Consider the following 23194-nt stretch of genomic DNA (forward strand, 5'->3'; position numbering starts at 1 on the left):
GTAGAAGGTGAGGAGCGGCCGGCGGTACTGAGTCGACATCTTTATCAACTGTGGGCGTGTCGGCTCAGGGCATCTTCAAGCATGGCAAGGCGGTCGCTGCCCGCTATACAGGGTGCATCGCTAATGCCGAGCTTGTCGGCACATCTTCAACGCTGAGTCCCTCAGTCTCGTGCGCCCAGCGTCCGACAAGTTATTGTCTTCCATGGGAGTCCGGCTTGCGCAAATTGCCCCCGATGAAGGTTGGTCCGCCCGGGTCTTCCGCATGGAAAACGCGCGTTGCCTCAAAAACGCCGGTGCGCCATGCATAGGTCGTATCGTCGATCATGCGGCAAGACCTCCTGGTTTGTCGGACGACCGTACCATTTGGTGACGATGCGGGCTACTTTGGCGACGAGCGCGGTACTCATGCGAAGGTTCGAGTGTGCATCGAACATCTCCGGCGCCAAATAGCATCGAGACCTCGTTTGGGCGAAAGGTTATTCCTTTGCTGCAAAGCCTAGCTCAACGCGGCTGACATCTAAGATCGCCCGAAGGACGTCGATGCCGAATTTGAGGCTTTCCACCTCGACATCCAGCGAGATGCCCTCGGTGACTGTGCCTTTTGCGTTAGCGATTACCACCTCCTCCAGGTCTTCGAACCACTGAGGACTGTTCCCTTTGTGAAGCTTCGATAGTTCCGCAATCGCGACACTAAATGCCGATTGGACCGCGATTAGAGCGGCGCCGAGCTTTCGTTCGTCTACACCCGAGATGCAAACAATGGGGCTGTTTTTCTCATCCATGGGCTGTTCCTCTGCTGGCTCGCCACGAAACCCTATTTCAACTAATAGGCGACAGAGTCGTCGATCGCCGACGAATGCAAATAGGCCCGTAGGCTGGAGTCTCGGGTAGTTAGATCAACGAATACGCGATGCTGGGGGTGGACCATGTGGAAATGGTGGATGCGCTTGAGGCCTGTTGAAATCTGGGTCCAGCTTCCGAACGTTCCAACCGGCGGCAATGCCTCTAGGCCGTAAGCGTCGCACCTCCTGGTACGCGATAGCGGGTAATCCTTTGTACGAACTGGCTCGCATGCAAGGTCGCCCGAAGGACACAAGTGCCGAGCCTGGGCTTTCCGGCCATAGTCTTCAGTGAGACGTCTGTTGCTTCCACAACTCAACACATTCCGGCGAGCGGCATAAACCTGCAAACTCATTGTTTTTGATCCGCACGCGTCATACCTGGCCTGCACCCCACCGCCATGGCTTCGGCAAAAGGCCTTTTACTCAAAACGCAGGGACCTAGTTTGGCCCGTTTGTCAGGCAGCATCACAAAAAGATCTGCGGAAGGCTCGTCCCGCTTTGCGCGCTCAGGTGCGCCCGCAGTCGATCTGGCAGCGGATTGTTATTCAGGTACACTTTGCAATGAGGCGGAAGCTGCGACAGAATGTACGGCAGTGCAGTTCGCCCGTCGCCAAGTCCTCTCAGGTTGTTTCCACGAACGCTAAGCTCCTCCAGCCCCCTCGGCAGGTTAGGGGGCAGGTGGGTCAGTTCATTACTGTCGGTGCTGAGCCACTTTAGGGTGGCCGGGAGGTCCTCGGGTAGGCTAGTCAGTTCATTGTGAGGGACTTCGAGCCTCGTGAGCTTTGCAGGAAGGCGCTCGGGCAGGCGAATTATATTATTGAGTTCGGCGCGGAGATCCGTCAATTCGAGGGGGAGATTCTCCGGCAGGTGCGCGATTTCGTTGCGGGTGACATGAAGCTCCCTGAGCTCAGGCGGCAGGTTATCGGGCAAACTGGTCAGCCGGTTGTGGTTGACGTAGAGATACTTTAGTCCGGAAGGAAGCTCGTTCGGCAATCTGGTCAGCCGGTTGCCGTCGACGTAGAGCGTCTCGAGCATGTCCGGAAGAACCTCAGGCAGCGTGGTCAGCTGGTTGTCGCAGGCAGAGAGCTTTCGCAGACCGGGCGGGAGGTTGTTGGGCAGCCTGCCCAACCGGTTGTCATTGGCGTTGAGCCGCTGGAGGCCGGCCGGTAAGGTGGGGGGCAGTGCCGTTAGGGACAGCGATGTTAAGTTCAGGGGGGCACGAAAATTGCGGGTTTCCGTCCAGGCCTCGATCCGTGCCATTGCCTCGTGCCGGTCCTCGTCCTGCTCCTGCTGCCCGTCTTCCGCCCAGGCCAGTAAAATTTCTTTCAGTGCCGCTTCGCCGGACGAGGAGCCAGTCAAGCCTTCAACCCAGTTAAAGGTGTCTTCACCGCCTTGTTCGGAACTATTGCCAACACCCCCCTGCCTTCTGCCGTACATTGCGTCGTTCCTTAGGTCATTGCGTCACTGCTGATGTTACTTCCGTCGCGACCTTTCCTTCCAATACCAAATTCGTATCCCGTTATGCTTCGGGGGCATGGCCAGCGTCCTCCCTCGAGCTGGACAGCGCATGATTTTTATCGCGACGTTGAACAATCCCACCATTGACATGCTGCGCAAACTCGGCCTGACAGGCATGGCCAGCGCCTATCAGGAACTCGAAACGCAAATAGAAGCGAGACACCTTCGAGCATGGTGAAAGGCTTCGACTGCTGCTCGAGGCGGCCACGCTCCGCCAGAAGCGCTTCGAGGCGAGAGCCCGCCCTGCAAAGCAGCGCTGTAACGCCCAGATCGAGAACGCTGATTTTTGCGCCGCCCGCGCCCTGATCGCAATTTCGTGACGCCGAGTGATAAAGGTATTTCATCCACCAGTTCCAGCTTGGTGGAGACCTAAACCAGACGCATTTGGAGCCGCTTGCGGCCGATTTCGCGTGGCAACTCCATCTAACTGAGGCGCAAGTTCCCGGAACAAACGCTCACGCGCGATAACCTTTCCTCATTTTCGGGCAATCTCGCAGTGTCACGTTGATTTGGTAGGTCAGCTTACGACGCCGAAGCCGTTACGCTTTTTCTCTACGCCTGCAGGGCCCTGCCGACTTAAAGGCAACGACTTCCGGACAGCCGAGGCCCAGAACCAGTTCACCTTGACATCGTGTCACTCGGGCGTAACAGGCGGCAGCCCGAGTGTCGCAATAAGCTTCATTATCGACGGCGTGGGTGGACCCGGTGTCGGCGGCGGCATGGAGACGATGGACCCGAGCCGCGGAGGCGTTGCCATAACGCCAATCATCGTGCCGATAATGGCGATCCCATCGCCGCTGATTTCGATGGCCTGCGGGCCGGTTCTGCCCGATACTACAAGGCGGATCTTGTCGGGTGTTACCTCGACGCGGCTACCTAAGGCCGCTGCGGCAGGGGAGTCGGGCGCGGCGCCGCCCGAGGTCAGGAGGAAGTGTCTCTTGACGTCGATGCTGTAGATATTCCCGACCTCGACGGTATGATTCTTCTGGGCCTTCAAATAGACCTCCTCACGGCCCTGCTTGTCCTCAAAGCGCAGTTCATTGTAGGCATTAGCGGCGCCGCCATCGGTATGCGTCCGGAAGGTCGACCGCGTTTTGTCGGTCGGCAGGGTTTCAGGCGGCAGATTTGAGCCATTGTATACGACGCCGGTCACCAGGGGCGTGTCGGGATTGCCGTGGATGAAATCAACCACGACCTCATGGCCGATCCGTGGGACGACCAGGTTGCCAAAACCCTTACCAGCGAAGTTCTGGGCCACCCGAATCCAGCAGGAGCTGTTCTCGTTCTTTCCGCCTTCTCGGTCCCAGAAGAACTGAACCTTCACACGGCCGTACTTATCCGTCGCGATCGACTCGCCCTCGGGGCCCACGACGACGGCCGTCTGCGGTCCGTGAATCAACCGCGCCGGTGTGCGGCGCCTCGGTCGGTACTGGGTGGTCGCGGGGATAATCTCTACGTTGCTGTGATAGAGGAACCGCTCGCCCTTCCCCCCCACGGTGTCCGCAGTGAGATCGTCCCCCACCTCACCGATGACAGTGAAGTCCTGTCCGACTGCCAGAAAGCGATCGGTGGGTTTCGGGCGGGAACCGACCTGGCCGTAGTAGAAGGGATTTGCCGCCTTGAATAATGACCCGGTCGTTATCTGGCGCGCAGTGCTTTCGATCCGCGCGCGATAAGCGTTGCAGGCGAGTTCCTCGGCACGGATGGTGGCGTAGAAATCGCCATCGCTTTTTTTTGTATACTGGCCTGGATACTCGAAGACCTCCCGCATTGCCGTGCAGCCGCTGCTTGCCGACGAGGTCTCGCCCGTTCTGACCGCCACGCTCTCCCGCGGTCGGGTGATGGCGCTTCCCGTGAGCTTGCATGGCGGAATGCCGCCTGTCCTCACGGGAGGAACACGCGCGACAGACGTCAGTTCTGCCATCGGCTTCTCATGGTCATAGTCCCTGAGAACGACCTTATTCGGCTGTAGCGATACGACCTCGTCCCAATGCAGGATGACATCTTCTTGGTAAAGACTTCGGGCAGGCCTGAGATTGTGGTGGGTCTCTACGATCTCAGGCGTGCAGGCCATGTGACTCGCGGCGTTGTCGACCAGCACCAGGTCATGTTGGTCCTCAGCATGTTCAAAATAGTAGTAGATGCCGTCCTGCTCCATGAGGCGGCTGACGAAGGCCAGATCCGTTTCATCGTACTGGACGCAATATGGGCGCTGTGGGAACCGTCGGGCGGTCTGATTCTTGAAATTGCCTTTATGTTCTCGAAAAATCGTGGTGATGATCTCGATGCTCGTCTTGTTCTGAAAGACCCGACTGTTAGAGCGATGCTCGAGCAATGAAATCCACGGCCGCACCTGCGCCACGTAGTTGAGGTGCTCGGTATCGTCGAGGCCGAGATATTGGAAGCGCGTAACAACACCGTTGAAGAAGCGCGTTTGCGAGTCCTTGAGCTTAAGGCCGATTGTCAGGTTTTGACCGGGGATCGTAGCAAAGTTCTGAACTGGATTGCGGCTGGCGAGCTTCACCTCGTAGAGGAAAGGTTCCCCCAGCCGCTCGGTGCCACTGAGCCGCCGGAGAGAGATTTCATTCAACTCGGACGCGGCCGAAGTGACCGCAACAAAACGATTGTGCCTTAAGAGACTCTCGATTCTTGACTCGACCATGGTGGTGTGTGTTCCGCAGATTTGATGAGAAGGCGCGGTTGCGCCCGATGGCGTGAGTAGGATGCTGCCGAAGCCATCGGCGAAGATGCCGAAAAGCGTTTATTTCGTGCATCGAAATCGCCGACCGTTGCTCAGCCAAGATGTCTTGCTGGCCCGCATCGTCAGAGCCAAGCGGGGGAGGGCGGGGTGAAGAAAGCGTGTGGGTCTCTTGGAACTCACCCACGCTAAGTCCCACCCAAATCTCGCCATGCGGCCTTGTAACATCGATGAGTTGGCGGATTCCGGCGGTGCTAGCGACGACGTGTCTCCTGGAAGATTCAACCAGGCCCAGGGCGCAGCGCCCGAGCGGACAACCACGGTGGTCGAGTTTCGCCGCGATCGTCGGCTCGATAGGCCTCTCCGCTGCTGAAGCCTCAAGGGCGTCAAAATGGCGATAACGTTCCAAAGAGGCGTCACGGCGAATTTTGCAAAGGGCCTTGGCGGTCCCATTGCAGTTTGCGTTGAGCTTACTGAAGAGAGTCGAGCTTCCGATGCTTGTCATAACGGGCCTTCCAAGCCGCCGCCCGCCGTGCCGCCGCACTTGGTATCGAGGTTACGTGGGCCATTCACCCGTTCCAGATCGATCTCGCCAAGGAGATCTTCTCCCCGCCCGAAAAGAAGGTCGAGCGGGCCCGCCGCATCATGGATGTCCGTTTCAGGAGAGTGCCATGCGGCAGCCGGTGGGCCCCGGTCAGTCGGGGTAGTTGTCAAGTCATCGGCGTGCTGGCGCGTTTTCCTCTTGCCCATCCAACTGGACCATCCGAGTCTGCCGCAGCGACCCAACTGCACTTCCGGGACCTGCTCCTGACGGAGAACGAGGTTAATCTCCCAGTCAAGTTCATCTCCAAGGTAGTTGCAGATGATCTCCGCTATCGACTTAAGGCCGGGAGCTGCGGGCAGAAGCGATTCGTAATGAGCCAGGCTGAGGGGACCCACAATGAGTCGGAACCGATGGTGCCACACTCTGACCCTCGCACCTGCAATAGCGTTGCTGTTCAGCGTGCCCGTGGCCGGGTCGTGGCCCAGGAGGCAGAGCGATATGCGGGGCAGATCCACCCACTTTGGGACAAATTCACGGATATCAACCGGCGCCTCGACGAAGCTGGCGAGGATGGCAGCGAGCCCCTCGGCGTTGCGGGTGTGTGAGGCGAGACGGCCGGTGAAGTGGAGTTTGGCCAGATCAGGCATAGCATCCCGCGCGCGCAGGGAGGTCATCCCGAAGCCGGCTAGCGCGCCGAGCTGAAGGGCAAATCGATCTTCTTGTGGCCTGTCATAGCTCACGGTCGGTTCGCCCTCCGCCCATGCGCGGAAGAAGAACGAGGCCATTCGATGATGAAAGGTATCAGCAAATCGGATCAGCGTCTCATCCGCGGCGTTGTGCTGCCGGAGAAGGGCGTACTCCGTCAGATGCAATGGGAGGGGACCGTGGGGTCCAAACAAGCCGAAGGCGTAGGTGGAGATTACGGGGTCGTTCTCCTCGTGCGCAGTCACGCCCGCGATCGATCGAGTCGGAAATGCAAGGGAGGGCTGCTGGGCGATCCGCACGCGATCCAGGCTGGGACCGCTCGATTCTCCCAGCCGAGGCCGATCTGAGCAGATTGCATCGATCCGCCGCAGAGCCTGGAAGAAGTCGCAGGCATGCGGTTCGGCCCTGAGCGAGCTTAGGAAGTCGCCGAGTGCCCCCGAAATCAAAGGATCGCCCGGCGGCCGGCCATCGTCGGCCATCGCATTACCTCCCCGCGCTGTAGCGTCGAGACGACCATCTCGGTGAAGCTGTTGATGGATACGTATTTCGCGAAGAACTGGTTGAGCACGGAGGCGAGCGGAAAGATGCCAACGCCTTCGAAGGCCGCTTCGTCCAGGATGATACCAACCTCAATCCCACGTGCTACGGCGGCTTGTCCACCGCTGGACAATCGCCTGACCGCAGGCCTGGACCGAATCTCCCGGATCCCGTCGATCTGCCGTGAGGCGAAGGCATTGACTGGATCGACGTAGAGGCGGAGGAGTTCACGTAGCGCTTCTGCGCCCCGGTGGTCGTTCCTATCGGAATTGCTGATCGAGAGGTAGTTCAGTGAAAGATGGCTAATTAATCGCCAAGTGATATCGCCATTGGCGAAGGAGTGGCGCGGTCGGCTCGGGGGCGATACGCACCGGGTGGCGGTAACTGGAGCGCCGATTTCCAGGGTGAAGTCTGTCACGTCCCGGCCGATCGGCAGCAGCAGCGCCAGATCCCGGTTCGAGCACAGGCAGTTTACAGACAAATGCCGGAGTTCCGCCGAATAGGGAGCCGCCTGGCGATCAACTAGAGAAACGAACGTTTCGCTGCCGATGTAGCCAGTCCGCGCGCCATTTAGACGCTGGTGCTCCGACATGAGGCGCTGCTCCCGGCGGATCGCGTAGTATCTGGAATGCTGCTCCTCCTGACCGTGCGCGCTGATGCTATAGAACGGGTAGAACCTCACGGGAGCCGCTTCGTTTTTCGCCCCGTCTCCGCTCATCTCGAGGATCGAGTGGACCTCAAAGTCGAGCGGCCTCATCCTGTCAACAATCACATGATGCTCGGTGTTCTTGTCGCTCACGTGGACGAGATCTGCCTGGCGTTCGAAGAGATTAATCGCGGGCGTTGCGAAGAGAACGATATTTTGGGGCCCGAGCTGTCGTTCCAGCCGTGGCTCGACACGTCTGAGTGCGAAGACGATCTCAAGGGTCTCGGCAGTTGACAGGGCTACTGCGTCTGCCAGCCCGCTAACCTCGACGAACAACGTCCGCTCCGCGAGGGCGAAATACTCCTGTAGGAGACGGTACCCGTCGAAAGAGCGTGGCACCTCGGGCAGGAGAGCACAGCTCGGCTCCAAACCGCGTTGCTGCAGCGCATGAACCGGAATCTTTTCCTGCCAAGGGATAGGCCGGCCGACCGGACGGGCTATGATATTGCATGCGTCACCGAGAAGCTGTTCGGCGAGTGCGGCGCCGATGCCACCGGGGCCTGTTAGGTGCAGTGTGAGAGCCTCTAGTCCGAGTTTATTGAACGGCATGCCATTGGTGGTACGAAGGCGTAGTCGCAAAGCAGCCTTCGCATCTTGCCGGGCCGGAAGATCCAGTGCGGCGATCTGCCCCGGCGTCGAAAAATAATCGGCAGCGCTCACCACAATTGGCCAGAGATGCACATCATGGGCCGTGCGGAACTCGCAATGTGTGACGGCGCCCGGAGCAAGACGGCCCAAAAGCTTGGTTCCCCGCGGCACGAGGTATCCATTTTCAAGTCGTCCGGCATCCTGGTCGGGCTCGAAACGGACGATCGTCATCGAGGGGAGCGGCGGTAGAAAATGCGGATAGACCATCTCCAGGAGGTGCTGGGTGAATTCCGGAAAGCGAGACTGAAGCTTCAATTGCACCCGCGCCGCCATGAAAGCGAAGCCTTCCAGAAGCCGCTCGACGTAGGGGTCGGCGACCTCCGCTGATTCCATCCCGAGCCGGGCGGCGACCTTCGGGAATGCACGGGCGAACTCGGCCCCCATCTCGCGCATATAAGCAAGTTCGTCGTTGTACAGTCGCAGGAGCCGGGGATCCATCAGCTTATCTCTGTACCGAGATGAACGCGGGCGGATTCGAGCTCGGAATCTACCTCCGTACGCATCACCATTCGCACCGGCAATGGCTGCGCCCACAGATCGGCTTCGATCCTAAAGCGAAAAGTGCCGCAACCCTGACCATCGTCCAGGACCGTGACCTTCAGGGTGTCCGGTAAGAGACGCGGCTCAAAGCGCTGAAGGCTCTCGATTATCGCTTCGCGCAATGCGCTCTTATCCATGCCTTCGCGAATTTGTCCGCTGAGAGGCCAGGCACCATAATTAAGTGCACTGGCCGCTACGTGAGGGTACGCTTGTAGATCTACGGTTGCACCCAATTGATTGGTGTTCAACAACCAGGAAACATCGCGTAGAATCACCTCTTCCAGTTGGCGAACAGAGAAGCTGCGCTTGTCCTGCGCTTCACACGAGCTGCGCGGCTCATCGTCCGTAAGCCGGTCCAGGAGGGATGGTTGCACGAGATCCCGCTTAACATCTCTGCCCATGTTACAATCTCCAGGTGCAATGGCGACGAGTCGATCTGTCGTTTTCGCGCGCAGCCCCGAATATTCCCGGGTTGCCGATGGCCCCATCAGCCGACGAGCCTATTGAAGTCGGTGCTGTTCGCGATTTGGTTCCAGATGCCCTCGCCAGCTTTGGTAAGAGCGCCTTTTTCATCCTGCCTGTAATAAATGACCTTGCAGGCGCCGAACCGGAATGTGATCGTCTCCTCGGGGGCCTCTTCCGCATAGGACCACTCGACCTTCTCGACTACCAGCATGTTGAAACTCCAGTGCAAGAACAGGTTCGATTCTGATGTAGCTTGTCCGCTCCCCGTCGCTTTGAAAAGTTTCAGTTCGACGCTATTGAAGTGGGCGCCGCGACCACAGGCAACGTACAGAGAGGGCGATGACGTATCCACCTGCTTCTTGATAGTGAAGACCTCGAATTCGGCCTTGCCCGCGCCCGCCCCGGCGGTATGAGGCCCAATGTTCAGCTTGTTTTCGAGTGAAAAGCTCCATTCGTCCGCTAGGGTGATACCGTCCTTTAGAATGATAGATTCGCCCTTGGGCAAAATGCCGTCCTTGGACGCTTGCGTGAATTTTATAACCGCGTCGAACGCCATGATGGACTTTCCTTTTCTCGTTGATCTGATTGGGCCTGGATTGCATCGGCCAGCCCGGGGCAGCTATTCCGGAGTTTTGGCGCCGAGAACGGAGCACAATCATCTGCGGGTTTTCTCAGTCCTTGCGGGCGGATGGCAGGCGCGAGACAAGTCTCAAAGAGATGGTTAGGCCTTCGAGCTGGTAGTGTGGCCGCATGTAAAATCTCGCAACGTAATATCCGGGATTATCTTCGACCTCTTCCACCTTGACCTCGGCTGAGGAGAGCGGCTGCTGTGCCTTACTCTCTTCGCTCCCAAGCTCGGGCGAGGGGTGGACATAGCCCTGAATCCATTGGTTGAGCCACTCCTCGACCTCGTGGCGCTCCTTGAACGTGCCAATCTTGTCCCGGACCATACACTTCAAATAATGTGCGAAGCGGCAGGTTGCGAAGATGTAGGGTAGCCGGGCACTGAGTTCGGCGTTCGCTGACGCGTCGGGGTCTTCGTATTTGACCGGCTTGTTAATAGTTTGAGCGCCAATAAATACGCCGAGGTCCGTGTTTTTGCGGTGCAACAGCGGTAGAAGACCGTTTTTGGACAGTTCGGCCTCACGGCGGTCGCTGATCGCGATCTCAGTGGGGCATTTTAGGTCGACGCCACCGTCGTCGCTGCGGAAGGTATGTACCGGCAGACCCTCGACCAGGCCGCCGGATTCGACGCCACGAATTCTGGAGAGCCAGCCATAGAGCTTGAACGAGCGCGTGATATTTACGCCCATGGCGTAGGCTGCGTTCGTCCAAAGGTATTTCTCGCTGTCGCCGCCGTCTGTGTCCTCCTCGAAGGCGAATTCATCGACCGGGTTGGTTTTGGCCCCGTAGGGCAGCCGGCCAAGGGTGCGTGGTAAGGTCAGGGCCACGTACCGAGAGTTCTCGCTCTCGCGGAACGCCCGCCAAGGGGCATGTTCGGGCGTGAGGAAGATTTTTGTGATGTCACGCGGGTTCGCAAGCTCACGCCAAGAATCCATCTGCAGCAGATGTGGTGAGACGGCAGATATAAGCGGTGAGTGGCTCGCCGCCGCGATCTGCGCCAGTCCCGAAAGCAACTCTACGTCCGGTGGGGTATGGTCGAAATAGTAGTCGGCAATCAGGCAGCCATAGGGTTCACCGCCGATTTGGCCGTATTCGTCTTCGTAAATTTTTTTGAATAGCGGACTCTGATCCCAGGTGACACCCTTATATTTCCGCAGAGTTCGGGACATCTCCACCTTTGAAACTGGGAGAACGCGAATCTTCAACGTTTCATCGGTTTCGGTGTTGATGGCAAGGTGATGCAAGCCCCGCCAAGCTGATTCCACGCGCTGGAAATTTTCGTGATGGAGGATCTCGTTGAGTTGTGCAGAAAGCTTCTGGTCGATCGAAGCAATCATTGCTTGGATAGTCGTGACGACATCGTCGCTGATTAGCGACGTGTTTTGAAGTGCCTGCTCGGCCAGTGTTCGGACGGCACTCTCCACCAAGTCACGGGAGTGGTCCGAGCGGATCTTGAACTCGAATCGAAGCATGCGGGTGAAATCGCCGAGATCAACGGTGGCGACCTGTACATCTGTGGCATCTGCAGGCATCATGATCAGTTCTCCTCTGTGTCTGGGGATGCCAATGGCGGAGCGGCAACCACTGCATCAGGCTTCTCAGTCTCGATGCCATTGCCGAGGGCGCTTAGCAGTGCCGAATCCGCGAGGAAGTGGGTGAGCAACTCTTCGGCACCGTTCTTCCCGTCCATATAGGCCAGCAGATTGGAGAGCTCCGTTCGCGCCTCGAGCAGCCTGCTAAGGCTGTCGACCTTGCGCGCCACGGCCGCCGGCGAGAAATCTTCGAGCCGCTCGAACGTCAAGTCGACAGCGAGTTGGCCTTCTCCGGTCAATAGGTTCGGCACCCGCATCACCACCCTGGGCCTCAGCGATCTGAGCCGATCATCGAAATTGTCGATATCGATCTCCATCATCTTGCGCTCCGCGACAGGGGCAAGCGGCTCGGCAGCATTGCCGGCGAGGTCGGACATCACGCCGACCACGAAGGGAAGCTGAACCTTCTTCTGAGAGCCATAGGTCTCGACGTCGTATTCGATCTGTACGCGAGGCGGACGAACCCGCGCGATGAACTTTTGACTACTCGCCTTTGTCATGTGTTCCACTCTCCTGATAGGGAAGATTGCGCACGTCACGTGCCCTCGCCGACCGCCAGACCGGCAATCGAACGGTATTGGGCAACCCCTTCTGGCGCCAACTCTTTGATAAGAGCCATGAAGTCCTTCGAGACAAGTCGCTGCGCGCGCTCCAGGAGGGCTGGCAGCGGGCTCGCGGGCTCATTCACCTGGTACCAGTGGCAAATGCGGCCAAGAATTTCGACAACGTCATCGCGGTTGCGGATCACTTCGGGGTAAGAGGCCTTGCTAGAGTCTGGCAATGGAGATGCCGGGGCTGCAGGCTGGGCCCTTTTCCGATGGGCGTCGACCAGATCCTTGGCCTGGGTGAGTAGCACTATCAGAGGGTCGAATCGAACGGCCTCGTCACTCGCGACGTGCTGCCGAACACTCGCGTCTAGATGGGTGGCGGCTGCCAGGCTGGCGTGGAGACCAGTGCTGATCTGCTCGAGCTGCAGTGGATCGGTGTCGATGAAGGCGTGCTCGATGGTCGAACGATCAATTTCCGTAGATTGGGACCGTAGCGCACCAGCCCAATCGCGGAGCGTAAAAGTCCCGAATTGCCTGGAGGAGGTGAGTGGGACTTGGCGTATTTCTGCCAAGAGCCCGGAGAGATCGCAGAGGCTCGCTAGAGCGTTGAGGCGAACGGTCTGATCTTCGTCATCTTCTGGATCCGGTCGCGGATGTAGCTCTGACCAGTAGAGCTCGACATAGGCCGCGAGCAGCTCAAGCCCCCGACTTAGACCAGAGAAGCCGAACTGACTGAGGGCGGATCGTGTGAGCAAGATGCCGACTCTTAGATCCTTAGTGCGGGCAGAAAGGTCGAGGCCAAGCCGCCACACCTCTGTCCAATCGGGAGCCTCCTCGGTGGCGATGGAGTCGCCTATCTGCTGGTGCGGCTTGCCATGCGACGCTATCTCCAGCTCCAGGAAGCTCAAATCGTAATCGAGAGCATCCCCGCATGCGTTGCCGTCGCTGATCGGTTTTAATAGATGATCTGCATCGAGCATGACCCAAATCCCAGTTTTCCCGACATAAAAGATCGTCGCGCCTCTGTTTCTCAATGTTTAGCAATGAGCAGACGCGATTGCTCATGCACAATCGACATTCGTATATGTCGTGAATGCTTGGGGCGTGAATGCCGCCGCTTCGGATCTTGACGCAGCTATGTGCTGCTCAGGCGCGAGGGACACCTTGTGAACAACAAGAAGCTCTTCCGGGTCCATCGGGAGGAGAAGCTCACGATGCGCAAGCGCCGTGGCCGGAAACGAGCGAAAGGCAAGCGTTGGTGTTGATCCCGCTGGCTGCCAATGATCGTTGGCGCGGGTTCAGGCTTCTGATGGTCGTGAGGAAAGCCGGACTCTCGTCGCCGATACTTCGCTCTCCGGCCTGCGGTCGCCTGTGGACTGGATCGGGTTGTTGAGGAGCGTGGCAAGCCAAGCACTCTGGCCTCGGCTAACTAACCCTGCAGAGTTCGCCCAGATCGGCAACCCGCGACGTGATGCAGTGCTACGCATTCGGAATGGTCTCCGCACCTAAACCCGCCGATGCCGCCGCAGATGCGCAACCCACCGCTGGAGCGAACCCCAAACTGGATAAACTTGACGGTACAAGCTCAGCCAGATTGAATTGACATCGTCGGGCAGTCGTTGCAAAGGGCAACCTGCGGAGTACCGTTGCAAACGTGAGCCTGAAGGCCTCCAACTACGAAGTCTTCGCGCGGCCGCCTCCGCGCCAGTTGCTGCATAAGGTGGATGGCGTCCTCGGCGATCGCTCTTGGGGGTGTCGGCGCGCGGACCCTCATCGAACGAGCAGCCAGCCGGCGGGTCCATCGCGCGTGCAGCGACCCGGCGTCAGTGGTAGAACGGCTCGAGCACTTCAACGGCATTATATCTCCTGCGCTCCGCCGGATCGCCGCACGAGGCATATAGGGCGACAATCTGGATGAGATCCGTATTGACCGCATGTAACGATGCTCCCCGAGATTCGCACGTTGCCTCATTCATTTTGCTCCCAGTTGGAGCGAAGGAGTGGGGTGCGGAGATGGCGGGGTTTCGCAGCGGCCGGCCTCCTTCGTGAGCGCCATTGCCGTTTTCGACGGAAGTCGAAGTTTAATAACCATCGTCGCGGTATTTACTTTTGACAATGGGTGTGATGCGGCTTTGCGTGATCTTCTAAAAAGAATCGAGTCCCGCCGCCAATCCCCCGTTCTATCGCGCACCTACCGCATCCCAACGTGACTGTCGACCCTGCTTCCATTAGTCGTGCAGGGCAACCACGCGGTCTCTCGTGCAGATCCCTGCGATTTCGAATTGACGGACACCGACCCCGTTTGACGGTCGTGGAGTGCACGCACTTAGTCACCCTAGCCGCCCGCGCACTGCAACCCCGCTGTAGCGATCCTTCTACCTCTATGCTAAAGAAAGTTTTGGAAAAACTTGCCTCGTCGCCATCGTTCGACGGCGGCCTTGGCGCCAATCTTGCGAGGAGCGGGCTGATGGTCGCAGCGGCATGCGAGCCGACATTCTGCGCTCCCGACCGTCGAAGACGAGGTCGCTCTCGGCGTGTTAGTCAGCCGGAATGCGCCGGCCGTCGTGCCCCTAAATATCGATCTCGAGCCAGGTATTGGCCTCCAGACTGAAGAAAAATTCGGCGCTCTCACATGCTCATGCAATCCCGTGGTGGACAACCAACGCACATGATGGTGCAGTTCCTAGGGAATGTGGTGATGAGTCATGAGCCGTCCTATATCACCTTGAACGCTGCCCTCCTGGCTATCCGTTTCTTCGAGGCACCCACGATTATGGCGGCATCGGCGGCGCTGAGATCGGGATGGGCCGCCTTCAGTGCGTCTGCCCACGCCCCCTTGCTCTGCCCCGGCAGCTGCGGTGTCTGCCTAGCGATTTCGTCCAGCCTCGCCTGATCCTGGGCCGACACCGTCCGGAACGCCGCCCTCCTGGCGATATCGTCCCTAAAGGTGCCCAGGATGGTGGCGGCATCGGCGGCGCTGAGATCGGGATGGGCCGCCTTCAGCGCATCGGCCCAGGCCGCATTGCTCCCCCCCTGCCGCGGTGTTGCCGCCGCGATTTCGTCCAGCCTCGCCTGGTCCTGGGCCGACACCGTCCGGAACGCCGCCCTTTTAGCAATATCCTGCTTTATGGCACCCACGATTACGGCGGCATCGGCGGCGCTGAGATCGGGATGGGCCGCCTTCAGCGCGTCCGCCCAGGCCGCCTTGCTCTGCCCCGGCAGCTGCGGTGTCTGCCTAGCGAGTTCGTCCAGCCTCGCCTGGTCCTGGGCCGACACCGTCCGGAACGCCGCCCTCCTGGCGATTTCGTCCTTTGCGGCGCCCACGATGGTGGCGGCATCGGCGGCGCTGAGATCGGGATGGGCCGCCTTCAGCGTGTCCGCCCACGCCCCCTTGCTCTGCCCCGGCAGCTGCGGTGTCACCGCCGCGATTTCGTCCAGCCTCGCCTGGTCCTGGGCCGACACCGTCCGGAACGCTGCCCTCACGGCGATATCGTCCTTTAAGGCGCCCACGATTGTGGCGGCATCGGCGGCGCTGAGATCGGGATGGGCCGCCTTCAGCGCGTCCGCCCACGCCCCCTTGCTCTGCCTCGACTGTCGCGGTGTTTGCCTGGCGATTTCGTCCAGCCTCGCCTGGTCCTGAGCCGACACCGTCCGGAACGCCGCCCTTTTAGCAATATTATGCTTTACGGAACCCACAATTATGGCGGCATCGGAGGCGCTGAGATCGGGATGGGCCGCCTTCAGCGCGTCCGCCCATGCCCCCTTGCTCTGCCCCGGCAGCCGCGGTGTCTGCCTAGCGATTTCGTCCAGCCTCGCCTGATCCTGGGCCGACACCGTCTGGAAAGCCGCCCTCCTGGCGATAACCCGCTTTACGGCGCCCACGATGGCGGCGGCATCGGCGGCGCTGAGATCGGGATGGGCCGCCTTCAGTGCGTCCGCCCACGCCCCCTTGCTCTGCCCCGGTAGCTGCGGTGTCTGCCTGGCGATTTCGTCCAGCCTCGCGTGGTCCTGGGCCGACACCGTCTGGAACGCTGTCCTTTTAGCAATATCCTGCTTTACGGCATTCACGATTATGGCGGCATCGGCGGCGCTGAGATCGGGATGGGCCGCCTTCAGCGCGTCCGCCCACGCCCCCTTGCTCTGCCCCGGCAGCCGCGGTGTCACCGCCGCGATTTCGTCCAGTCTCGCCTGGTCCTGGGCCGACACCGTCTGGAACGCGGCCCTTTTAGCAATATCCTGCTTTACGGCACCCACGATTATGGCGGCATCGGCGGCGCTGAGATCGGGATGGGCCGCCTTCAGCGCGTCCGCCCACGCCCCCTTGCTCTGCCCCGGTAGCTGCGGTGTCTGCCTGGCGATTTCGTCCAGCCTCGCCTGGTCCTGGGCCGACACCGTCCGGAACGCCGTCCTCCTTGCAATATCGTCCTTAAAAGAGCCCACGGTTATGGCGGCATCGGCGGCGCTGAGATCGGGATGGGCCGCCTTCAGCGCGTCCGCCCACGCCCCCTTGCTCTGCCCCGGCAGCTGCGGTGTCGCCGCCTTGATCTCGTCAAGCCTCGCCCGGTCCTGGGCCGACACCGTTCGATACGCCGCCCTCCTGGCGATAACCCGCTTTACGACGCCCACGATTACGGCGGCATCGGCGGCGCTGAGATAGGGATGGGCCGCCTTCAGCGCGTCCGCCCACGCCCCCTTGCTCTGCCTCGACTGCCGCGGTGTCTGCCTGGCGATTTCGTCCAGCCTCGCCTGGTCCTGGGCCGACACCGTCCGGAACGCCGCTCGAGGCCCCACGATTATGCCGGCATTCGCGGCGCTGAGATCAGGCGCCAACGCCAGCGGCCTTTGAGCATATAACGTCTGCCTGCGGCTGGGCCTGGGATCTGCGTCCTTCTCAGTAGTCCGCCTCTTGCGCCCGCCACCGGTCGGATCGCTGGGCTCCGCGGGCACCTCGGACATGGCCGAATGCTCCTCTCTTCCACCCGGCACCTCGGTGGGCCCGGCAACCGCTGAGGCTTCTAAATTCCCAAGGCCATGCAGCCCCCCGCGCTGAGGGCCAGTCTCCAGCGGCTGGCCCTCGACGAGGTGAATAGTGCGATCGGCATTATTGTATTCATCTGTTGTCCTCGTGAGGTTGAACGCGGTCTCTGCCGGGACGACCGGAACTCTCGTCAGTTCCGTCATGTCAGCCATCATTTGCGGGGTTTGTTCTTCAGGGCTTTGAAGCTCGGTCGGCGGGCTTGGCTGGCCGACGCTTAGCCTTTCCACGTAACGCAATACCGAATTCTCTTGCCAGATGTCGTCCGAATTGAAGTTGTCGGCCACTTGATCGACACGCGCCACTGAAGACTGCGCTCTTTGATCCGCTGGGTGCCGGCCCTCATCCGGCCGCGAAGAGCCCTGCCCCTTAGTCCGAGGGTCCCTGTCAACCATGCTCACCCCCCTGGGATATGGCCTTCAGGAAACAAGGGGTCAGCTGTCGGGCACCGACTGCTGACGGAAGGTCAGAATTTATCAGGGGCTCAAGCGACTTAACCAGAGTGCAAGGGGCGCGACTGCGACCATCGACCGCTCCAGCTTGCCGAGCCTCGTTCGGACGCCGCTCAATCACCGTGGGTCCCGTTTTTTGCTGTTGTGGCATGGGGCGGCTCTGCGGAATCGAGCTCAGGTGACGGGAGGCCGGCAGATCCCGAAGACATGGCCAGGCCGTTGATAACTGGTAGCGTAAACGCATCATTGCAGCAGAACCTCAAAAACCACGGAGAAGAGCCCGCGATTCAAACTAGCGCAGTCCCGGTATTGGATTGCATGCACAGGTGATATGCTCGCATCCGGTTAGTGAGCGGCTATGGCGCAGCTCCTGCGTGAACCCATAACGACAGCGGCGATCCTTCGAGAGATGCAGCGACGACCCGTTCTCCAGACCGGAGGTCCGTGCTTGATGTGGCGATCGGCACGGATTGCTATCAACGCTGACGGCCGCCGGTGCCGCGCAAGCCGGTTACGACGAAACATCGACATGATCTCTTCTATGGTGGGATTGGCCCACCGATACCAGGGTAGTGGCAACTGTCGCCAATTGCGGCGCCAGTGAGGTCGGCCTTCATCTTCGAACTCCTTGCTGGCTTCCGCTAAACAACGCGGCCTTATCACAAAAGGCTGGGAGATTTAACGATGATCCCGGCATCCGGACTTCTGCGCATTGCCGGCCGGTAATAGCGCGAAAGACTTGCAGCAATCGCAGCGCCGGCGGCACCCGTGACTAGTATCCGCACTGCCTGGCCCGTAACAATGCGCTGTGACCAGCGGAAGCCGATCTCGTGGAAAGACAAGGCATGCTGCGGGCTGATATGATGAAAGACGCCGGCAATGGTGCGGCGGACCCGGGACTTGAAACCTCCCACCGAGTGGACGGCGACTTGGACGAATTCGCGGCTCGAATGCTTTACGTTCTCATGCGTAGCAAAGCTCTTGCCAATCGCCATGAACGCCTCACCGCCCAGCAGGCAGGTTGCGGTTCGATCCCTTTCGCCGTCGCGCGCCCTGCATGTATCGAAAGGCCTTTTCGGCCCCGTCCAGGCGGTAGACCGTCCGGATCCATTCTCGGTCGCTCACCGAGATGAAAACGGTCGATCTCCACCGTGCCATCTTGCATGTGCTCGCGCGCCAACATGAGGCGCAGCGCATATCCCATTCGCTAGCTATTGGGCATCACCAAATGTGGAAATGCCTATCTTCGCCGCATGAATGATCCATGCCGCCAGGGCTGCTATCCCGCACCTGGCGCGAACCGGGACTGCAACCGGTTCGTGGATCGTGTCCAGGAGGTGGTTGTCTAATCGCTAAACTGGTCGTCAAGGTGCTTTAGGGGCGGCGGCGCGTGAAGACGATGTTGGCGGCGGCACTGCCTCAGCGTATTCAGGAACATTTTCGACGAGGCAATGCGCATCACGTGTCACCTTGCCTGTTGCGCTGCTCTTTTGGCCCCGTACTTGCGGCGCCGGGTCTCAAGGCTTCCGGGCGGTCATTTGCGAGATTCATCTCGTACGAGTGACAGGACAGGCGAATTGGCGCGTTGTAGGTCAGTGTGAACATGAACGACCAATAAGGCTCTGAGGGCAACGGGCTACTGAGCGACAGTCTAGATGAGACCCCTTGCTTGTCGCGCTGCAAGGGGGCTCATGACCAATCCTGATGAGCTTCGGCGCTTGCATATCTGAGCTGTCCCGACACGCGATGCCCTTCTACCAGCGCATTGTTGGATATCAGATGTGCATGCAAGGGGGCAGTGAAGCTCTGCTACTTTTACGGAGAAAGCCGTTCTGTCAGGTGGACGCGAGGCGAGTCTTGAATGTCGTGGAATAATAGGGTCGTCTGGTCGGAGGGCTTGTTCCTCCGCCCGCAGCATTTTCAGCAGGCCGATCGTCACGTCGAACAGCTGGTGCGCAGCAGGACGGCGGTTTTGCATGGGTACGGGTGGGGTATCAGCGAGCTGCGGCTCAATCGAGAGCTGCTTGGTCTCGGTAAGATCGCCATCGAAGCGGCTCGCGGCGTCTTGGAGGACGGGATGCCCTTCAGTATTCCTGACGAAGCCAACCAGCCAACTCCCTACGACGTTCCGCCGGATTTTCGAGATTCGCTTATTCACTTGGCGGTACCGTTTTATCAACCCGGCGCTCTTGAAACCGACGCGCAAGCGGGAATTGACGTACCTATCCGCTTCGCAGTCTCCACTGAGGATGTTGTCGACACCAACGCTGGCGAGCGAGGCAGCGCCTCCATCGACGTAGCGAGGCTGGATTTTCGACTGCTGCCGGACGCGGCAGACCGGTCTGGCTACACTTGCATCCCAATCGCCCGTATCATAGAGGTCCGGGCCGACCGACAGATCATTCTGGACGAAACGCACGTGCCGCCAACCCCCGACTGCGCCAGCTCCCGGGTCCTCTCGAACTACATCACTGAGATCACCGGCCTGCTTCACCATCGTGGTGAAGCTCTGGCCACTCGGGTCTCCCAGTCGGGAACGAGCCGGGTTGCAGAGCTCGCGGACTTCCTTCTGCTGCAGGCGATCAATCGGTACGAGCCGTACTTCTGCCACCTGTCCAAGGCCGCCGTTGTAAATCCGGAATCGCTGTATGTTGTCATGCTCCAATTGGCGGGTGAACTAGCCACGTTCGCCCGCGTCGATAAACGTGCCCCGACCCTTGGTGTTTACAAGCACGACTCTCTCGCGGAGGCGTTTTTGCCAGTGATGCAGTCGATCCGGGCTTCGCTGGGTGCAGTGATTGAGCAGACTGCGGTCCCCGTACCGCTGCAGCGGCAAAAATACGGTGTCCATGTGGCTGAGGTGGCCGACCGCTCTCTCTTTACGACCTCGAGCTTCGTGCTGGCTGCTCGGGCTGATATTGAGGTCGAGCGCCTCCGGCGCGAGTTCCCGTCTCAGATTAAGATCGGCCCGGCGGAGAAAATCACGGAACTCGTCAATGTCGCACTGCCCGGCATTATCATCAATCCCCTACCGGTCGCGCCGCGTCAGATCCCGTTCCATGTTGGATTCAGCTATTTCGAGATCGATCAAAATAGCCGCTTCTGGAAGGATATGCCCCAATCCGCCGGCTTGGCGCTGCACGTTGCTGGCGACTTCCCAAATCTCGAAATGGCTCTCTGGGCCATCCGAGCCGGACAGAACCCACATTTGAGTTAGCCCACCAATGCCCCTCACGCTACGTGTACACAGCAATAGATGTAGTTTTCCGGAATATCTCGTGCCGGGCGACGCGGCTGGTGGACTGACTACCAGCCGAGCAGGCAACAGCCTGGTTCTGCCGGATGATCAGCAGATGGTCTCGAAATCCCACTGCTCAATCGAGTGCATGGCACGGCGATACGTACTGATCGACCGAGGCCGCGACGACACATGTCAAAATGACGAGGCGGTGCCGCTTCCGTCAGAGGCGCCGGTCGCCCGGAAAACCAGCGATGTTATTCAGATCGGCGCCTATATGACCGATGTCGTCGCGGTGTCGCCTTCGATATCCATTGCGGAGAGTGCCGCCGAACCGGAGGGACAACTTGCAGCGACAAGTGAGGAGTTGAGTCTTCTTGGCCCCCTCGAAACGGCCTCGTCGCTCCTGGCGGGCAATTGCACCCGGGGTGAAGAAGCGCTGCTGGACCTGAGGGACGGCGAGTTCCTACCATTGCCGTTCTTAGGCACTCGTTTAGACGCGCTGGCGGGCATGATGAGAAGTCCGTGGGATATCTACGCAGACAGTGTGCCAGATCGGGCCCCCATCTTGACGCAACCCAAGGTGGAGCAATCATCTCGCCAAGAATCATCGAGCGGCTGTCACGGCTTTCCTTGCCGCCTGCGGCTTATCATTGGCAGATGTCCGGAATGCCGGCATCGTAAGCGTGTTGGATCGTGCAGGGAAAATGCTTCTGTATTCCGCCGCGCTGCACAGCATACTCTCCGAGCGAGAGCTGGCGAACAATTATTCAGAAATAAGAGTTCCGACGAAAAAACCCTGAGTCTCGTCCCCGATGTCGGTGAGGCGTTGCGCGCAGTTCTGTGCAATGACTCCAGCGGGTTCCTCCGCGGAGACCTGGCCGTTGAGCAAGCCTTCACCGACCGTGGGACGCATGACGTGTCATTCGCGGCTGTGCAGAAGGCTCTGTCCAGCGTCCGTGCACGCTTGTCCCTAGCAGGGATCGAGAAGGCGATGGGGCGGCCCCGTTCCCTTTTGCACCGCAACCATAAGGCGCGAAACCGGAGTGCGTACGTGCGCGTCTTCAATGACGTCGTATCGAGCATCGAAACCGATTTGCTCCGGAGCTTCGGCGCCGACTTCGCGCGCCCAGTGCGAGAGCGTAGTCGACCCACCCGCCGATCCCACGATGAGAGCGTCCGCTCCAAAGGGAAGTGGGCGGGTTGATGATGGTGATTGAGGAAACGATGCCAAAATCCCAGCCACTCGTCCTCCTTCACGCCGAGGAGCAGTTGGCTGTCCCTTCGCCGTCATCGCCAGTGGCGGAGGAACTTACCTGGGAGATGCTTGCGCTCGACCGACTTAATCCACTGGTCGCGGCCGCGGCGGCGCTGCTGGGTCTCAGCGCTCAGCTCAAGAGCAGTGCTAGCCATATCGACGTTGAAGCACTGCGCCTTAGGGTGCTGCGGGAGATCGATGCTTTTGAGCGTCGGATCACGCCGCTCGGATTGCCCTCGCGAGCGATCAAGGTCTGCAAATACGCCCTCTGCGCGACCATCGATGACATCGTTCTGAACACAGCCTGGGGCAGCAACAGCGTCTGGACGACGCGCAGCTTGGTGGGATCGCTGTTCAGCGATACCTGGGGCGGCGAGCGCTTCTTCGATCTGCTGACGCAATTGAAAAATGAACCGGCCATCAATATAGAACTGCTGGAGCTGCTCTATTACTGCATGAGGTTGGGCTTCGAAGGCCGCTACCGCGTCACTGCGGGAGGAGCCGCAGAGCTCAGTGTGCTGTGCGAAGACGTCTACCGCCTGATCCGAGCAGCCCGTGGTGACTTCGAGCGCGAACTATCCCCGCACTGGCGGAGGAACTCAAATAATCCGGAGCCACGCCGCACAATCGTTCCAATCTGGGCCGTCGTAGCGTTTGGGGCAGGATTACTCCTCTCGATCTATGCCGGACTCCTGCATGCATTAAATGCCCGCGCCGACGCTGTCTTCAACGATATCGCGACATTGCCGCCGAACGGCGTTGTCAGATCGGCGAGAATCGCATTGCCACCAAAGGTTGTTATGAGCAGCGACCGACTGCGTAACTTCCTCGAGCCCGAAATCCGCGAAGGGCTTGTCACTGTGTCCGAGGACCCACAGCAGATCGTCGTTATCATTCGCGCCTCCGGGATGTTCGATTCTGCTAGTCCGGAAGTGAAGAAAATGTTCCTGCCGCTTCTTTTACGAATTGGTCGTTCTCTGAACGGTGAGTCGGGATCGGTCCTCCTGACCGGGCACACCGACGCCATTCCGGTGCAATCACTCGCCTTCCCTTCAAACGATTCCCTTTCGCTCGCGCGTGCGAGCGCAGCTGCCGAGATTATCAAATCCATGATGAATGACCCAGGCCGCGTGCGAGAAGAGGGCAGAGGGAGCGGAGAACCGGTCGCTTCGAACCACACGCCCGAGGGCCGCGCGCGGAACCGTCGGATTCAAATCATCATCACAAAGACACAATGAAGACAA

At 59.6% G+C, this 23194-nt stretch carries 15 protein-coding genes and 4 pseudogenes; 5 read left to right on the forward strand and 14 right to left on the reverse strand.

Annotation, left to right across the window (positions count from 1 at the left end; genetic code table 11):
• Positions 1-190 precede the first annotated feature (190 nt).
• The 5 genes from AM571_RS38225 to AM571_RS23625 form a co-directional block, all read right to left on the reverse strand.
• Complete coding sequence (locus tag AM571_RS38225; protein ID WP_004680433.1) at positions 191-325, reverse strand: hypothetical protein; 135 nt, start codon at positions 323-325, stop codon at positions 191-193.
• Complete coding sequence (locus AM571_RS35850; RefSeq protein WP_312863359.1) at positions 282-434, reverse strand: hypothetical protein; 153 nt, start codon at positions 432-434, stop codon at positions 282-284. Before AM571_RS35850 ends, AM571_RS38225 begins: the two co-directional genes overlap by 44 nt.
• A 42-nt stretch (positions 435-476) precedes the next feature.
• Positions 477-782, reverse strand: coding sequence for a hypothetical protein (locus AM571_RS23615; protein ID WP_004680432.1), 306 nt, complete (start codon positions 780-782; stop codon positions 477-479).
• A 525-nt stretch (positions 783-1307) separates the two neighbouring features.
• Entirely contained in the window at positions 1308-2279 is a 972-nt protein-coding gene (locus AM571_RS23620) for a hypothetical protein (protein WP_004680431.1), read from the reverse strand.
• A 715-nt stretch (positions 2280-2994) separates the two neighbouring features.
• Positions 2995-5022 carry a type VI secretion system Vgr family protein gene (locus AM571_RS23625; protein WP_004680430.1) on the reverse strand — a complete coding sequence of 676 codons (2028 nt, stop codon included), beginning with the start codon at positions 5020-5022 and terminating at the stop codon, positions 2995-2997.
• Between the two features lie 549 nt (positions 5023-5571).
• Between AM571_RS23625 and AM571_RS38230 the strand changes: the two are divergent.
• Positions 5572-5709 (forward strand): annotated as a pseudogene (locus AM571_RS38230) (CoA ester lyase); the annotation flags it as partial.
• 105 nt (positions 5710-5814) lie between these two features.
• On the opposite strand, the pseudogene tssG reads toward AM571_RS38230, so the two are convergent.
• From tssG to tssA, 7 genes and pseudogenes are all read right to left on the reverse strand, one after another.
• Positions 5815-6786: pseudogene (tssG, locus tag AM571_RS23630) on the reverse strand (type VI secretion system baseplate subunit TssG); the annotation flags it as partial.
• Positions 6750-8636 (reverse strand): type VI secretion system baseplate subunit TssF, encoded by a 1887-nt coding sequence (gene tssF, locus AM571_RS23635; protein WP_004680428.1) that lies wholly within the window; start codon positions 8634-8636, stop codon positions 6750-6752. The pseudogene tssG and the gene tssF, both read right to left, overlap by 37 nt.
• Positions 8636-9139, reverse strand: coding sequence for a type VI secretion system baseplate subunit TssE (gene tssE / locus AM571_RS23640; protein ID WP_004680427.1), 504 nt, complete (start codon positions 9137-9139; stop codon positions 8636-8638). Before tssE ends, tssF begins: the two co-directional genes overlap by 1 nt.
• 86 nt (positions 9140-9225) lie before the next feature.
• A complete protein-coding gene (locus AM571_RS23645) occupies positions 9226-9759 on the reverse strand; it encodes an Hcp family type VI secretion system effector (protein WP_004680426.1) in 534 nt (177 codons plus the stop codon).
• Positions 9760-9874: 115 nt separating this feature from the next.
• Positions 9875-11362 carry a type VI secretion system contractile sheath large subunit gene (gene tssC, locus AM571_RS23650; RefSeq protein ID WP_004680425.1) on the reverse strand — a complete coding sequence of 496 codons (1488 nt, stop codon included), beginning with the start codon at positions 11360-11362 and terminating at the stop codon, positions 9875-9877.
• Positions 11363-11364: 2 nt separating this feature from the next.
• Entirely contained in the window at positions 11365-11919 is a 555-nt protein-coding gene (tssB, locus tag AM571_RS23655) for a type VI secretion system contractile sheath small subunit (RefSeq protein WP_004680424.1), read from the reverse strand.
• Positions 11920-11954: 35 nt separating this feature from the next.
• Positions 11955-12947, reverse strand: a complete 993-nt coding sequence (tssA, locus tag AM571_RS23660; RefSeq protein ID WP_004680423.1) for a type VI secretion system protein TssA — start codon at positions 12945-12947, stop codon at positions 11955-11957.
• A gap of 93 nt (positions 12948-13040) precedes the next feature.
• Here tssA and AM571_RS37630 point away from each other — a divergent pair.
• Positions 13041-13397: pseudogene (locus AM571_RS37630) on the forward strand (IS3 family transposase); the annotation flags it as partial.
• A gap of 1285 nt (positions 13398-14682) precedes the next feature.
• Here AM571_RS37630 and AM571_RS23675 read toward each other — a convergent pair.
• Positions 14683-17148 carry a hypothetical protein gene (locus tag AM571_RS23675; protein WP_225881312.1) on the reverse strand — a complete coding sequence of 822 codons (2466 nt, stop codon included), beginning with the start codon at positions 17146-17148 and terminating at the stop codon, positions 14683-14685.
• 965 nt (positions 17149-18113) lie between these two features.
• Positions 18114-18661 (reverse strand): annotated as a pseudogene (locus AM571_RS35855) (transposase); the annotation flags it as partial.
• Between the two features lie 654 nt (positions 18662-19315).
• Between AM571_RS35855 and tssK the strand changes: the two are divergent.
• The 3 genes from tssK to icmH all read left to right on the forward strand — a co-directional run bounded on the left by tssK (position 19316) and on the right by icmH (position 23188).
• Positions 19316-20671: a type VI secretion system baseplate subunit TssK gene (tssK, locus tag AM571_RS23690; RefSeq protein WP_004678823.1), complete on the forward strand. Its 1356-nt coding sequence runs from the start codon at positions 19316-19318 to the stop codon at positions 20669-20671.
• A 61-nt stretch (positions 20672-20732) separates the two neighbouring features.
• Positions 20733-21899, forward strand: coding sequence for a type VI secretion system-associated FHA domain protein (locus tag AM571_RS23695; RefSeq protein ID WP_018247169.1), 1167 nt, complete (start codon positions 20733-20735; stop codon positions 21897-21899).
• A complete protein-coding gene (icmH, locus tag AM571_RS23700) occupies positions 21899-23188 on the forward strand; it encodes a type IVB secretion system protein IcmH/DotU (protein WP_004678820.1) in 1290 nt (429 codons plus the stop codon). The genes AM571_RS23695 and icmH overlap by 1 nt, the downstream gene beginning before the upstream one ends.
• Positions 23189-23194 lie beyond the last annotated feature (6 nt).

The sequence above is a fragment of the Rhizobium etli 8C-3 genome, assembly GCF_001908375.1.
Classification (GTDB): domain Bacteria; phylum Pseudomonadota; class Alphaproteobacteria; order Rhizobiales; family Rhizobiaceae; genus Rhizobium; species Rhizobium etli_B.

Coding starts and splice junctions, on each gene's coding strand:
- AM571_RS23620 (WP_004680431.1), bottom strand. CDS start 2,279: ATGTACGGCAGAAGGCAGGGGGGTGTTGGCAATAGTTCCGAACAAGGC.
- AM571_RS23645 (WP_004680426.1), bottom strand. CDS start 9,759: ATGGCGTTCGACGCGGTTATAAAATTCACGCAAGCGTCCAAGGACGGC.
- AM571_RS23625 (WP_004680430.1), bottom strand. CDS start 5,022: ATGGTCGAGTCAAGAATCGAGAGTCTCTTAAGGCACAATCGTTTTGTT.
- tssC (WP_004680425.1), bottom strand. CDS start 11,362: ATGATGCCTGCAGATGCCACAGATGTACAGGTCGCCACCGTTGATCTC.
- tssE (WP_004680427.1), bottom strand. CDS start 9,139: ATGGGCAGAGATGTTAAGCGGGATCTCGTGCAACCATCCCTCCTGGAC.
- AM571_RS23615 (WP_004680432.1), bottom strand. CDS start 782: ATGGATGAGAAAAACAGCCCCATTGTTTGCATCTCGGGTGTAGACGAA.
- tssA (WP_004680423.1), bottom strand. CDS start 12,947: ATGCTCGATGCAGATCATCTATTAAAACCGATCAGCGACGGCAACGCA.
- tssF (WP_004680428.1), bottom strand. CDS start 8,636: ATGGATCCCCGGCTCCTGCGACTGTACAACGACGAACTTGCTTATATG.
- icmH (WP_004678820.1), top strand. CDS start 21,899: ATGATGGTGATTGAGGAAACGATGCCAAAATCCCAGCCACTCGTCCTC.
- tssB (WP_004680424.1), bottom strand. CDS start 11,919: ATGACAAAGGCGAGTAGTCAAAAGTTCATCGCGCGGGTTCGTCCGCCT.
- AM571_RS38225 (WP_004680433.1), bottom strand. CDS start 325: ATGATCGACGATACGACCTATGCATGGCGCACCGGCGTTTTTGAGGCA.
- tssK (WP_004678823.1), top strand. CDS start 19,316: ATGTCGTGGAATAATAGGGTCGTCTGGTCGGAGGGCTTGTTCCTCCGC.
- AM571_RS35850 (WP_312863359.1), bottom strand. CDS start 434: ATGTTCGATGCACACTCGAACCTTCGCATGAGTACCGCGCTCGTCGCC.
- AM571_RS23675 (WP_225881312.1), bottom strand. CDS start 17,148: ATGACGGAACTGACGAGAGTTCCGGTCGTCCCGGCAGAGACCGCGTTC.